The organism is Bacillus sp. JAS24-2 (assembly GCF_008274905.1).
Lineage (GTDB): Bacteria > Bacillota > Bacilli > Bacillales > Bacillaceae_G > Bacillus_A > Bacillus_A cereus.
In genome coordinates, this window is sequence record NZ_CP031068.1 from 1,759,323 (window position 1) to 1,773,155 (window position 13,833).

Consider the following 13,833-nt stretch of genomic DNA (forward strand, 5'->3'; position numbering starts at 1 on the left):
TGAGAGTCTAATCGACTTTCAGTTTTTTTTATTTGTTCTGGAAAAATGACAAAAAAATGAACATTTAGTCGAGGAAGAGGGAAGTTATTTTCTATTTTTGAATAACATTATTTCGAGTTTGAATTTTAAAAATACATTTTTCACTTGACAAAAAACAAGCGTTTATCGAGGGTAGTTTCGAGGACATTTTTTCGGGTGAAAGTCAAGTGTATGAAGAGAAAAACGATTGTTTTATAGATATAAAAGTAAGAAGTATATTGAAAAAACACATTTTGCTAATGAGAAAAATCTGATTCAAAAAAATGACAAAAGACATATTTCGGACAAAATGATGTCAATAATACGTCAAAAATAACCTGAATTTACTATGCAGGTATATTATACAATTCGATTAACGAATAAAACACTACAGAAATAGTGAAAAGGTAAAAAATAGCATTACAATAGTTTGAAAAACTGAAACTTCATATTTTTCGACAATACATACAAAATGTTTTTGTCTTTTCGTATTTCTTAATAATTGAGTTTGATAAGATTGCTCAATTAACTTTTATTATAAAAACTATGAAGGAAGTGATTTTAGTATGGAAACGCTCGAATTGGCACGAATACAGTTCGCATCAACAACGATTTTCCATTACTTTTTTGTTCCGCTGTCAATTGGTTTAGCTTTTATTATTGCGATCATGCAAACGTTGTATGTGGTAAAAGGGCAAGAAGTATATAAGAAGATGGCAAAGTTTTGGACGCAATTATTCCTTATTAACTTTGCAGTAGGTGTAGTAACAGGTATTTTACAAGAATTCCAGTTTGGTATGAACTGGTCAACGTATTCACGTTTTGTAGGTGATGTATTTGGTCCATCACTTGCGATTGAAGGATTACTGGCATTTTTCATTGAGTCTACATTCCTGGGTTTATGGGTATTCGGTGAGGATAAATTACCGAAGCGAATTCACTTAATGTGTATTTGGCTCCTTTCAATTGGAACGATGTTATCAGCATTCTGGATTTTAACTGCAAGTGCATTTATGCAGTCACCTGTCGGGTATGAAATGGCAGCTGATGGTCGTGCGCAAATGAATGATTTCTTAGCCATTATTCAAAACCCACAACTATGGGTACAATTCCCGCATACAATTACAGCGGCAATTGCAACAGGTGCATTCTTTATTGCTGGTGTAAGTGCATGGAAAATTACAAAAGGACAAGAAACTGTAGTATTTAAAAAATCTTTCCGAATTTCTATCATTGTTGGAACAATTACAACGGCGCTTGTATTATTCTTCGGTCATGCACAAGCGCAACAATTAATTAAGACACATCCAATGAAGATGGCGGCAGCTGAAGCGCTATGGAATACAAGTGAGGATCCAGCACCATTTACAGTATTTTCGAAAATTGATACAGAGAAGAAAGAAAATTCGTTTGAAATTCAAATCCCTTATATGCTAAGTCTATTATCGTATGATAAGTTTAGCGGTCAAGTTGAAGGGATGAATCAAATTCAAAAACAATATGAGGAAAAATATGGACCTGGAGATTATATTCCTCCAGTGCATACAATGTTTTGGAGTTTTAGAGCGATGGTAATGAGTGGAACATTCATGCTTCTTCTAGGAGCTTACGGATGGTTCTTATCAAGAAAAGATCGTTTAGCGGAAAAAACGTGGTATTTAAAATTAATGGTGTATGCAATTTCTCTTCCATTCATCGGTAATACAGTAGGGTGGATTATGACTGAAATGGGTCGTCAACCTTGGGTTGTATTTGGTGTAATGAAAACAGAAGATGCTGTATCACCAAATGTAACATTCGGTGAAGTATTATTCTCACTTATTTCATTCACATCAATGTATTTAATTATGGGTGGAATTTGTGTGTACTTATTTGTTCGTACCATTAAGGGCCACAAGAATAAGAAAACGAAAAAGGATTATCAAAGCCATGATCCATTTGATAAGGAGGAAGAGTATGTTATCTCTTAATGAGTTATGGTTTTTAGTTATTGCAATCTTATTTGTTGGATTCTTCGTACTGGAAGGTTTCGACTTTGGGGTAGGAATGGTTTCGAGGTTTTTAGGAAAGAATGATTTTGAAAAACGAGTTTACTTAAATACAATAGGACCGTTCTGGCACGCGAATGAAGTATGGCTTGTTTGTGCTGGTGGAGCCATGTTTGCGGCATTTCCGCACTGGTATGCAACTTTATTTAGTGGTTTTTATATTCCATTTGTATTTATGCTTCTTGCTTTAATTTTAAGAGGTGTTTCCTTTAAATTTCGTGCGAAAATAGATAATCATAAATGGAAGAGTGCATGGGATTGGGGGATGTTTATTGGAAGTATGTTACCTCCTATCCTTTGGGGAGTTGCGATTGCAAACTTTATGGTAGGTGTACCTATTGATGAGAGTAAAAATGTTGTAGGGGGATTCCTGCAATTACTTCATCCATTTGCGTTACTTGGAGGAGTAATGTTTCTCCTACTATGTATTGTTCACGGATTACAATTTCTTACGATACGTACAACTGGTAAATTGAGAGAACGTGCACGAATTGCTGCAATAAAAATTGCACCATTTTCATTAATTACACTTCTTGTTTTTGCTGGTGTGGGGTTATGGAAAACCGACATTTTCACTGCTCATGGAACAGAATGGATTATGGTGCCAATCGGAGCTTTTGTAGCACTATTAGTGTCCACTTTATTAAATAAAAGAAGAAGAGATGGTTGGGCTTTCTTTATGACGAGTTTAACAATCATTTTACTAAGTGCGAGTGTATTTATCGGTATGTTCCCACGTGTTATGATTAGCTCTTTAGGAGCAATGAATGATTTGACAATTTACAACGCAGCATCAGGAGCTTATGCATTAAAACTTATGACTTACTTTGCGATTGCTATTTTGCCTTTCGTTATCGGAAGTCAAATATGGAGTTATTATGTATTTAGACAACCTGTTAAGTCAGACAACGATTTGGAGTACTAATGAAAAGAAAAAGAGGACTTCCGTCTTATCCCGGTAGCCGTATTTTATATGTAGCGTTAACGATTATTAGTATTTTAGAAGCTTTTAGTATTATTGCGCAAACAATCTTTTTAGCACGAGCTATTACGTTTTTATTTCATGGAGAGACAGTACAAACAATATTAAGTGAAATTGTTTATTTTGGTATCGCGTTTGCAGCGCGTCACATAGTAGTTCGAACATCACAAATATTAGTGGAACGTTTTGCTGAAAAAACAGGGTCGTTACTAAGAAAACAACTAATAGAGGCATATTTCACATTAGGTCCAAGGTATGTTCAAACTGTTGGAACTGGTCATCTGGTTACCTTATCAATTGAAGGGATTGAGAAATTTAAAACATATATTGAATTAACGATTCCTAAAATGATTAGAAGTAGCATCGTTCCAGGTCTAATTGTACTATACGTTTTTACGCTAGATATTGAGTCTGGAATCATTTTAGTTGTAACGATTCCTATCGTGATCATATTTATGATTCTTCTCGGATTAGCAGCGCAAAAAATGGCAGATAGTCAGTACGAGATATATCGTGTACTTTCGAACCATTTTGTAGATACGTTAAAAGGTTTAGAAACATTAAAGTATTTAGGAAAAAGTGAACAGCACGAAGCAAAGATTGAAAAAGTAAGTAAAAGGTATAGAAAAGCAACGATGCGTACTTTGCGAGTTGCTTTTCTTTCTTCTTTTGCATTAGATTTCTTTACGAGTTTATCAATCGCGTTTGTGGCAGTTGGATTAGGGATACGTTTAATAGATGGAACGATTATACTATTACCAGCCCTTACAATTTTGATTTTAGCTCCGGAATATTTTCTGCCGATTAAACAAGTGGGAGCAAATTATCATGCAACATTAGATGGACAAATTGCGATGGAGCAAATAGAAGAGATTTTGCAACAACAAAAAAGAATACAAAAGAAAGATTTAAATGAAGATATAGTATGGAATGCCTCTAGTAGCTTGAAATTACAAGACATCAAAGTTAATAATACTGAATCTGAAAAGGCTATATTAGAAGGAATTAATTTTACTTGGGAAGGTAACGGTGCTATTGGTGTTATTGGTGAAAGTGGTGCAGGCAAATCGACGTTAATCGACGTATTAGCAGGTTTTTTATCTCCTTCGAGTGGAAAGATGTTAGTAAATGGTGTAGAAGTTGATGGATTTACTCGTGAAGATTGGCAAAAAAATATCGCTTATATTCCGCAGCAACCTTATATTTTTCCGCTTTCATTAAAGGATAACATTCGTTTTTATGAAACAAATGCAACAGATGAAGAAGTTGAAAGAGTTATTAATGAAGTCGGCCTTCGTTCACTCGTTACATCACTTCCAAATGGGATGCACGAAAGAATTGGGGAAGGTGGACGTATGCTAAGTGGCGGACAAGAACAGCGTGTTGCTATGGCGCGTGCGCTTTTAAGTAAAAAACCAATCATTTTATTAGATGAGCCTACGGCACATCTTGATATTGAAACCGAATTTGAAATAAAGCAAGCGATGTTACGTCTATTTAATGGAAAGTTAGTATTTTTAGCAACCCACCGTCTACATTGGATGAAACAAATGGACCATATTCTTATTTTAAATAAAGGGGAAATGAAAGAAAGTGGGACGTATGAAGAATTTTTAGAGAATGAGACATTACATTTTCATAGGGAAGAGAGGGGAGAGAAATGAGTAACTGGGTTAAACCTTATATAAAACAAAATAAAGGTAGAATGACTTTAACTATTTTCCTTGGTCTTCTTGGAGTTAGTTCAGGAGCGATGTTACTTTTTATTTCAGGTTATTTGATCTCAAAATCTGCCCTTAGACCAGAAAATGTAATGGCTGTATATGTTCCTATTGTTGCAACAAGAGCGTTTAGTATAGGGCAAGCTGTATTTCATTATATAGAGCGCTTAGTCGGACATGATGTCGTACTACGTATATTAGAAAAAATGAGAACGAGGCTATATAGAATAGTAGAACCACAGGCGTTATTTTTCCGTTCTCGATTTCAAACGGGTGATATGTTAGGAGTGTTATCCGAAGATATAGAGCATTTGCAAAACCTATATTTACGTACAATATTTCCTAGCATATTAGCGCTAGTTGTTTATAGTATCTTCGTACTTGTTATCGGTGCATTTGATTTTGTTTTTGCACTTATTGTAGGTTGTATGTTAGCTATTATCGTTTTTCTTCTTCCGTTTGTATCATTACTTTTGATGAAGAAACATCATGTTACTTTAAAGCAAGGAAGAAACCGTTTGTATCAACAACTGACAGATGCTGTTTTTGGATTATCTGATTGGCAAGCAAGTGGTCGTAAAGATGAATTTATTAATGAGTATGTAAAACAAAATGATCAGTTGTTAAAAATCGAAAAGAGAGTGAAACGCTGGTATCATATTCGGGACAGTATCATTCAATTAGTAGTAGGTATTGTAGTTATTTCGATGATCATATGGACTGGGAATGAAGCGGCAAGTGAACAAATTGCTCCTACAGTTATCGCAGCTTTCGTATTAATGACTTTATCTGTAACGAACGCGCTTATTCCTATTGCAGATGCCATCGATCGAATACCGTCGTATGTAGAATCTACCCATCGTCTTAATGGCGTAGAAAGTGATAGTGTTTTACATGATGAAACGGATTTGCATGGAGAGAAAGATTATATTGAACCAAAACATGTAGATATTGAACTGAATCACGTATCGTATAGTTATCCAGATAGTAATGAGATTGTATTAAAAGATGTATCATTACAAATAAAAGCAGGGAAGAAAATTGCTATTTTAGGGAGAAGTGGGACAGGGAAATCTACTTTACTAAAATTGTTAACAGGGGCGTTAAGCCCAGTAAATGGCCAAGTTGTACTAAATGGTGAACGAGCTCATACGAATCTTTTATCTAAATATATTTCTGTATTAAATCAAAAGCCGCATTTGTTTGATACGACAATTGGAAATAATGTACGAATTGGCAAACCAGAGGCGACGGATGAAGAGATATGGAAAGCTTTAGAGAAAGCACAATTAGCTTCACATGTTACTTCTCTTCCAGCCGGATTACAAACAAAAATGCATGAAATGGGAAAGCGGTTTTCTGGTGGGGAAAGACAAAGGGTTGCTTTTGCTAGAACTCTTATGCAAGAAACACCAATTATTGTACTTGATGAACCGACTATCGGTTTAGATCCAAAAACAGAATTGTCTTTAATTGAAACAATGTTTTCTGCAACGGAAGAAAAGACGGTTATTTGGATTACGCACCATCTTGTAGGAATAGAACATGTAGACGAAGTTATATTCCTTGATCGTGGCCAAATTGTCATGCAAGGTAGTCATAAACAACTTCTGAAAGAAAATGAAAAGTATCGTAAACTTTATGAGTTAGATAAAGGAATATAATTTGAATAAGCAATAATTGTAAAAATAGCTACGCCTAATGGTGGAGCTATTTTTTTTGTTAGATTGCAGGTGTATATGATTGTTACGAATTAAAAATGAATTTCATATTATACATATAATGGAGGGGATGTACATGAAGGAGCAATATAAAATCATTGTTTTAAGTGATGAATTATCAGGGGATAGGATTCGAAATACGTTAGACAAAAATAAATGTAAAACAATAGTTCATGTTGTGGACGTTTCAGATGTTGTTCGTATAGAAAGTTCTTTTCAATATATAGTCATTTGGAGAGGGGACGCAGAAAAACTTACAAATGACTTGATAAATAGGGGCGTGCAAAGTTCAAAAATTATTAATTTAACAAAATACATGTATGAATGGAAGGATAAATTAATTTCTATCTATCAAATAAATCCGGATCTTATGTCTTTATACATTTCTATGAAAAAAGCAAAGAGTGATCCGACGTATGAATTGTTTGCTACCGGTTTGTCTTATCCGCATTGTGGCATAAGTACGGAGCTTCTCTCAAAAAAATCAATAAAATTAACACTTCCATCGCAAGATCTATACTATGATTATTTAATAGCGTCACAACTTTTATCAAACAATCATTCATTTCAATATTGTTTAATAGGAATAGCCTATTTCTCGTTTTACTTTGATATGTCGTTATCATCTGAATCATATAGAATTCACAAAGTATATTATCCATTGTTTCAAGATGGTCATCATACTGTAGTTCACTCTCCTCTACCCACTGATGGATTCTCCCATCTAAATACTCCGAAACCACTTCTTTCTATTTTTAATTTGCATTTTGAATATATTTTATTAGACGAACTAAAAGATGAATCATTGACGCTGCCTTGGATAAATGCTGAGTGGAATACCACTCCTCTTCACATTCCTTTTGAAGAACACGGGAAAATAAGAGCAACTTCACATGCTAAACTGTCGTACCCTCATACTTTAGTTGAAAATAAAATGATTTTTAAAAAATATTTAGATTTACTGTTAAAAAATGATATAAAGCCACTAATTGTTGTGTTCCCTGTTACTTCACATTATTTCAATTGTAGTAGTAAGAAATTAAAAGAAGATTTTTATAAAGTTATAAATGATTTTCAAACTCAATATTCTTTTCAAATCATAGATCTATTTGATTCGCCATTATTTTGTGACGATGATTTTTATGATAGTGATCATATGAATAAAAAAGGTGCAAATAAAATGTCCGCATTATTAAATATGTTTATTCAGGAACGAAAAGTATGATAATTTGTTTCATGTTTGCATAAAAGTATATAGGCTCCATACAGTTAAAGTAATGTGATTTTTGTGTCGCGTATATAAATAATATGCGAAGAGGTGAGAGAGTTAAAATGAGAACTCGTATTGAAAGAACTGAAGAGGTGGTAGAGCAACTTCCGTTGGTAAGTGTATTAATTCCTACGTATAATCGTCCTCGTTACTTTGAAAAGGCGCTATGTAGTGTGTTAGAACAAACGTACCCTAATATAGAAATTATAGTTGGAGATGACAGCACGAATGATGAAACAGAAAAAGTGTTACAAAAATACTTATGTGATCATTCAAATATTATTTATATAAAAAATAGATCAACTCTCGGACAATTTGAAAATGCGCTAATGTTATTTAATGAAGCGAACGGTGAATATATAAATTTTTTAATGGATGATGATGTATTTCATGTGAATAAAATTGAAAAAATGATGAAGTATTTTTTCGAGGATTTAGATAATGAAATTAAGCTTGTAACATCTCATCGTCAAGTCATTGATGATAAAGGGAAAGAGCTACGACATATTTATTCGACTGTCCGTTTATTTGAAGAGGATACCATTATAGCGGGAACAGAATTAGGAAATAAGGTAATTGTGGATCAAAAAAATTATATTGGAGAACCGACAACAGTTTTATTTCGTAAAAATGATTTACAAGAACCGTTTGGGATTTTTGATAAGAGGCGGTATTTATGTAACGTAGATATAGCTTCATGGTTATCTTTATTAAGTAAAGGAAAAGCTGTATATATAGCAGAGACACTTAGTTACTTTCGATTACATCCAGATCAACAGTTAAATGAATCTAATAAAATGATGGATGGGTTAGAAGATTTTTCACACAGTATTATAGCAGGAGAACAATATGGTTTCTTATCCACTGAAAAAGAGTTAGACAAAGCGATAACTAATTTTCTAGATTATGCAAGAAGGATAGTTCCATCATCAATATTATATACATTAGACTATTACCAAAAAATTAGAGCGAAGAAAATAAACATAGAAAAGAAAAAACAACATATAAATAATAATTCTTCTTTACCGAAAGTAAGTATACTTATTCCTGCATACAATAGACCTTATTACTTGGAATTAGCACTCAACAGCGCTTTGAATCAAACATATGAAAATATTGAAATTATTATTTCTGACGACAGTACAAATAATGAAGTCAATGCTATGATTCAACCGTACTTACGTGAATATGAGTGTATTACATATGTAAAAAATGAAACGCCGTTAGTTGCCGAAAACTTTAATAAGTGTGTAGAACTTGCGAATGGGGACTATATAAACTTTTTATTAGATGATGATTTATTTCATCATGAAAAGATCGAGAGAATGATGAAATACTTTTTGGCGTTAGAAAATATTTCATTTGTGACGTCATATCGTGAACTGATTGATGAGAATGGAGAGATATTACCACCTTCAACATTAAATATGAAAATCGCGAAAGAAACTACACTTTTTGAAGGAAAAGAATTAGGGAATTATATGTTAAAAAACTTGAAAAATGTAGTTGGTGAGCCGACAACTGTTTTGTTTAATCGGAATTTGTTTGACGGGAAGTTTGGATATTTTAAAGGAAAGGCTTATTCTGCTATTAATGACATTGCAACTTGGCTAGATATGATGAGGAAAGGAAAAGTAGTTTATATACATGAACCTCTTAGTTATTTTAGACAGCATAGTGGACAAAATCAAAAACAAATGCATTTTATTTTAATGACAATTGAAGAGTGGATTGAATTAATTATAGATGCATATAATAGTGGGTTTTTAAGCTCCGAAAGTGAGTATAAAGAGAGTTTATCTTATTGTTTAGAAAATGCGGGATTTATAGTTAAGGATGCAGTAAGAAATGGCGAACTAGATCAAATTTATAATGAAAAGATAAAAAAAGGCTTAAACAAGTTAGTTGCTCATATGTTCGAGAAAGAATGTTGTTATTGTCAATATTGCAATCAACAATTTGAAAAATTTTCACCTTGGCCAGCACATTATGATTTTCCGAAATATAAATTTGAAATGTGGAATAAAGATACAGGGATATGTCCAGTTTGTAATTCGATGGATCGTGAAAGATTGTACCGTGCGTACATTGAAACGGAAACGGACTTGTTAAATAGAAACTATACAATGCTTCATATTGCACCTGAAGCAAAGTTAAGAGATTGGTTTAACGAGTATAAAAATATTACGTATGTATGTGGTGACTTAGAACCAAAGGATCCATTAATGAAGGGAATTGATGTTACAAGAATTACATATGATAGTAATACTTTTGATGTAATATTATGTAGCCATGTGTTAGAACACGTTCCTGATGATGACAAAGCAATGCGAGAGTTATATAGAGTGTTAAAGCCAAATGGATGGGGAATTATTCAAGTACCAATCGTAATGAATGTAGATTTTATTATAGAGAATGAATTAATTGTAACACCACAATTGAGGAAATTAGCTTTTGGTCAAGAAGATCATGTGAGAATTTACAATCAATCGGGATTTATTCAACGATTAATGAATGCAGGATTTAAGGTAGAATTATATAACATAGCGGAAAAACAAGGAATGAAAAGTGCTAGGAAATTTGGATTATCTGAAACAGATATGCTCTATATTGTCCGAAAATGATAGGAAGGAATAGATAGATATGGAGAATATTCCTTTTTTACGTGCTTCAACTGTACCTGTAAGTGAGTATTTGGACGAATTGAAGGAAATTGATACATCTCACATATATACGAATTATGGACCTATAAATCAACGTTTTGAGGAAACAATTATGTCGTCATTTTTTCAAAACAGGGGAGCTGTTACAACAGTAGCAAACGCAACGTTAGGGTTAATGGCGGCTATTCAACTAAAGAAAAGAAGAAAGGGAAAGTATGCTCTCATGCCTAGCTTTACATTCCCTGCGACTGCCTTAGCCGCTATTTGGTGTGGATTGGAACCTTACTTTATTGATATTTCAATAGATGATTGGTATATGGATAAAACCGTACTTTTGGATAAGATAGGAGAATTAAAAGAAGAGGTTGCGATTGTTGTCCCGTACGCCACTTTTGGATCATGGATGAACTTAGAAGAATATGAAGAATTAGAGAAGAAGGGGATTCCGGTTGTCGTAGATGCGGCGCCGGGATTTGGATTAATGAATGGAGGGATGCATTACGGTCAAGATTTTAGTGGAATGATCGTATATAGCTTTCATGCAACAAAGCCATTCGGAATTGGTGAAGGAGGGCTCATATATAGTAAAAACGAAGAAGATATACAACGTATTAAAAGAATGGGGAATTTCGGATTTGATAAAAATCGTGAATGTACGATGATGGGGTTTAATTGTAAAATGTCTGAATACGCAGCAGCTATTGGGATTGCGACTATAAAAAAGTGGGATCAAAAATTAAAAGAACGTACCCGTATTTCTGAATGGTATAAACAGTTGTTACAAAATACTGGGTTAATGAAAAAAGGGTGGAAAGTCCAAAAGACAGAAGCAGTTATTCACCAATTTATGCCTATCATTTGTCCAGAAGAAGTTCGCAACATACAAGTAATTGAAGAACTGAAAAAACAGAAAATAGAAGCTAGATTATACTTTTCACCATCTTGCCACCAACAAGTTCTTTTTAAAAACTATAAGTCGACAGATTTAACAAAAACGAATAAAATAGCAAAACGAATCGTAAGTTTACCTTTATGGGAAGGAATGACGAAAGAACTAGTAGAGCAAATTGTAATCTGTTTAGAGCAGAAGGTGGTGTCGGTAGATGAATAGTTTTTATAGTCAAGAAGAACTAAAGGAAATTGGATTTTTATCTGTTGGGAAAAATGTATTGGTTAGTAAAAAAGCAAGTATATATAATCCGAGTGCTATATCAGTTGGCAATCATGTAAGAATTGATGATTTTTGCATTTTAAGTGGTAAAATCACAATTGGAAGTTATTCGCACATATCAGCGTATACAGCGTTATATGGAGGGGAAGTTGGGATTGAAATGCATGATTTTGCAAACATCTCAGCTAAAACAATCGTATATGCAGTACTTGATGATTTCAGTGGAAATACATTAATGGGGCCAACCGTCCCGAATCAATATAGGAATGTGAAAGCAGAAAAAGTTATTTTAAAAAAACATGTGATTATTGGTGCTAATTCTATTATTTTTCCAAATGTAATTGTAGGAGAAGGTACGGCAGTCGGCGCGATGAGTATGGTAAAAGAGAGTTTAGATGATTGGTATATTTACGCTGGAGTTCCCGTAAGGAAAGTAAAACCTCGTCAAAAAAAGATGCTAGAGTTAGAAATTGATTTTTTAAAAAGCATTTATTCTTAACAAAAAAGAATGAATGCTTTTTATTTTTATCCCGCTATTTGCCGATAAAGAGTCGACTTGTGAGGGCTAATTAAAGTTTCACTTTATGATAGAGCAGAGTGTATCTTAACTTATTATGTTTTAAATTTTGCTGACCAAGGCAATACTGAGCCATAGTGAATGTAAAGTTGGAGGGCGAGCGTATATGTTTGATGAGGATGGGATTGTTTTAATTATGGAACCAGCTGATGAAAGAAACTTGAGGAGATTTATTTTTTCAGTGCCAAAGTCAGTGTATGAAAAGAAGGGGCTTACATTACACTATGGAACAGCTATAGGACAAGGGTATATGGATATAATTGAAGATATTATAAGCGTACATATAGAAATAGATGTTGTAACGATAATAGGGCATGTAAGAGGGTAAATAGCTATTTGAAAAAGGTTATAAACAATTTAGCTAGAAGTTATGTATAGAGAAAATTACAGACAATTATAAGGACGAAGGGGGTCTAAAATGAAAATAAAATCAATTGTATTAGTATTCATAGTTTCAATTGGTTTAATGGGATGTTCAATAGTGGAAGAAGGAAAGAACTCCATAGATTATGCTCAAAAGGCGACAGACTATGTAAATGAAATAAGTGCATTTGCAAATGATGCACCAGCATTAGCAGAAAAGGCCGTTAATGATAGCGAGGCTCGAAAAGAATTAGAAACGAAGCTTAGTGAAATTAAACAAGATATACCCGCATTCAATGAATTAACGCCACCTGATGTAGCAAAGGATCTTCATCAACAAATCGTCGGATATAACGAAAAGTTAAATACGTTAATTGATACGGCGAAGACAAAGATAGAAGAAGGCAAAGTGGATGTAGAGCAATTTAAAAACTCTGAGCTTATGCAGACGGTAGATCAAGTTCGAGATTTGAAAGATAAAGTGCAAAATTTAGGTCAATAGTAAAAAGCTCCGTTTGTGATAAACGGAGCTTTTTGTATAAGTGATTACTTAATAAAATACACCACAACACCCATTAAAATGATAGTATTCCCAATTACTTTTCTTTTCGTTACTTTTTCACCTAAAAAATACCAACCGAAAATTAATATGATGATATAACTTAATGATTCTAATGCAGAGACTTGATTTATTGTCAGTCCCTTTAAGGCGATAATATTGAATCCTGCGTTAAGTACAAATAAAGAGTAACCGATGATTACATATGGATTTACATATTCTTTTAATTTAGAATCATATTGCTGTAAAGTAGCCTTTTTTAATAAAATTTGTGAGTAATTGGCCAATACGATTCCAAAGATCAATAACAACATATAACTATTCATCTTTTGTCACCACCACAATTCCGACGATAATAATAGCCGCACCAAGTAAATGATTCCACTGTATCGTATCTCCAAATAGAACTACTGACCAAAGCATTGACCACAGTATAATAATTCCGCGATGTGAATATGCTTTCGATATTTCGAAATGCTTAATTACTTGTTGCCATAAAATTGCATATCCGAATAAAAGTACAACTAGTCCGAAATAAGCAATAAAAAATGAGATGGAAGCAATGGGAAACTTAGCTGCCCATTTCATGTAAACCACAATGATAGAATATATCAAAAAAGCTACATGTAAAAATACGTAATTTTTAATAGTTGGTTTCATTTATTCACTCTCTTTTACATATAAATATATATTTATATCTATCTTTTCCTAATAATAGATATTGGAACGTATTTTGTTTA

12 protein-coding genes are annotated in these 13,833 nt (G+C 33.3%); 10 read left to right on the forward strand and 2 right to left on the reverse strand.

Annotation, left to right across the window (positions count from 1 at the left end; all coding sequences use genetic code 11):
* Positions 1 to 584 precede the first annotated feature (584 nt).
* The 10 genes from cydA (at position 585) to DN407_RS09280 (ending at position 13,036) form a co-directional block, all read left to right on the forward strand.
* Positions 585 to 1,988, forward strand: a complete 1,404-nt coding sequence (gene cydA, locus DN407_RS09235; RefSeq protein WP_000448869.1) for a cytochrome ubiquinol oxidase subunit I — start codon at positions 585 to 587, stop codon at positions 1,986 to 1,988.
* Positions 1,975 to 2,991, forward strand: coding sequence for a cytochrome d ubiquinol oxidase subunit II (cydB, locus tag DN407_RS09240; RefSeq protein ID WP_000950083.1), 1,017 nt, complete (start codon positions 1,975 to 1,977; stop codon positions 2,989 to 2,991). The genes cydA and cydB overlap by 14 nt, the downstream gene beginning before the upstream one ends.
* Complete coding sequence (cydD, locus tag DN407_RS09245; protein WP_098507704.1) at positions 2,991 to 4,712, forward strand: thiol reductant ABC exporter subunit CydD; 1,722 nt, start codon at positions 2,991 to 2,993, stop codon at positions 4,710 to 4,712. The genes cydB and cydD overlap by 1 nt, the downstream gene beginning before the upstream one ends.
* Complete coding sequence (gene cydC, locus DN407_RS09250; protein WP_053512680.1) at positions 4,709 to 6,433, forward strand: thiol reductant ABC exporter subunit CydC; 1,725 nt, start codon at positions 4,709 to 4,711, stop codon at positions 6,431 to 6,433. Before cydD ends, cydC begins: the two co-directional genes overlap by 4 nt.
* Before the next feature lie 133 nt (positions 6,434 to 6,566).
* A complete protein-coding gene (locus DN407_RS09255; RefSeq protein WP_000664252.1) occupies positions 6,567 to 7,715 on the forward strand; it encodes a hypothetical protein in 1,149 nt (382 codons plus the stop codon).
* 107 nt (positions 7,716 to 7,822) lie between these two features.
* Positions 7,823 to 10,384, forward strand: coding sequence for a glycosyltransferase (locus DN407_RS09260; protein WP_149216194.1), 2,562 nt, complete (start codon positions 7,823 to 7,825; stop codon positions 10,382 to 10,384).
* Positions 10,385 to 10,403: 19 nt separating this feature from the next.
* A complete protein-coding gene (locus DN407_RS09265; RefSeq protein ID WP_098507706.1) occupies positions 10,404 to 11,534 on the forward strand; it encodes a DegT/DnrJ/EryC1/StrS aminotransferase family protein in 1,131 nt (376 codons plus the stop codon).
* Positions 11,527 to 12,093 (forward strand): acyltransferase, encoded by a 567-nt coding sequence (locus DN407_RS09270; protein WP_001084165.1) that lies wholly within the window; start codon positions 11,527 to 11,529, stop codon positions 12,091 to 12,093. The genes DN407_RS09265 and DN407_RS09270 overlap by 8 nt, the downstream gene beginning before the upstream one ends.
* Before the next feature lie 184 nt (positions 12,094 to 12,277).
* A complete protein-coding gene (locus DN407_RS09275) occupies positions 12,278 to 12,499 on the forward strand; it encodes a hypothetical protein (protein ID WP_000459099.1) in 222 nt (73 codons plus the stop codon).
* Positions 12,500 to 12,589: 90 nt separating this feature from the next.
* Positions 12,590 to 13,036, forward strand: coding sequence for a DUF6376 family protein (locus DN407_RS09280; RefSeq protein WP_000695229.1), 447 nt, complete (start codon positions 12,590 to 12,592; stop codon positions 13,034 to 13,036).
* A gap of 44 nt (positions 13,037 to 13,080) precedes the next feature.
* Here DN407_RS09280 and DN407_RS09285 read toward each other — a convergent pair whose 3' ends face one another.
* Together DN407_RS09285 and DN407_RS09290 are read right to left on the reverse strand one after the other, a co-directional pair.
* Entirely contained in the window at positions 13,081 to 13,419 is a 339-nt protein-coding gene (locus tag DN407_RS09285) for an EamA family transporter (RefSeq protein ID WP_001089876.1), read from the reverse strand.
* Complete coding sequence (locus DN407_RS09290) at positions 13,412 to 13,753, reverse strand: EamA family transporter (protein WP_000805132.1); 342 nt, start codon at positions 13,751 to 13,753, stop codon at positions 13,412 to 13,414. The genes DN407_RS09285 and DN407_RS09290 overlap by 8 nt, the downstream gene beginning before the upstream one ends.
* Between the last annotated feature and the right edge of the window lie 80 nt (positions 13,754 to 13,833).

Bases quoted from the DNA above. Each gene is read 5' to 3' on its own strand.
- cydA (WP_000448869.1), top strand. From the start codon at position 585: ATGGAAACGCTCGAATTGGCACGAATACAGTTCGCATCAACAACGATT.
- cydB (WP_000950083.1), top strand. From the start codon at position 1,975: ATGTTATCTCTTAATGAGTTATGGTTTTTAGTTATTGCAATCTTATTT.
- cydD (WP_098507704.1), top strand. From the start codon at position 2,991: ATGAAAAGAAAAAGAGGACTTCCGTCTTATCCCGGTAGCCGTATTTTA.
- cydC (WP_053512680.1), top strand. From the start codon at position 4,709: ATGAGTAACTGGGTTAAACCTTATATAAAACAAAATAAAGGTAGAATG.
- DN407_RS09255 (WP_000664252.1), top strand. From the start codon at position 6,567: ATGAAGGAGCAATATAAAATCATTGTTTTAAGTGATGAATTATCAGGG.
- DN407_RS09260 (WP_149216194.1), top strand. From the start codon at position 7,823: ATGAGAACTCGTATTGAAAGAACTGAAGAGGTGGTAGAGCAACTTCCG.
- DN407_RS09265 (WP_098507706.1), top strand. From the start codon at position 10,404: ATGGAGAATATTCCTTTTTTACGTGCTTCAACTGTACCTGTAAGTGAG.
- DN407_RS09270 (WP_001084165.1), top strand. From the start codon at position 11,527: ATGAATAGTTTTTATAGTCAAGAAGAACTAAAGGAAATTGGATTTTTA.
- DN407_RS09275 (WP_000459099.1), top strand. From the start codon at position 12,278: ATGTTTGATGAGGATGGGATTGTTTTAATTATGGAACCAGCTGATGAA.
- DN407_RS09280 (WP_000695229.1), top strand. From the start codon at position 12,590: ATGAAAATAAAATCAATTGTATTAGTATTCATAGTTTCAATTGGTTTA.
- DN407_RS09285 (WP_001089876.1), bottom strand. From the start codon at position 13,419: ATGAATAGTTATATGTTGTTATTGATCTTTGGAATCGTATTGGCCAAT.
- DN407_RS09290 (WP_000805132.1), bottom strand. From the start codon at position 13,753: ATGAAACCAACTATTAAAAATTACGTATTTTTACATGTAGCTTTTTTG.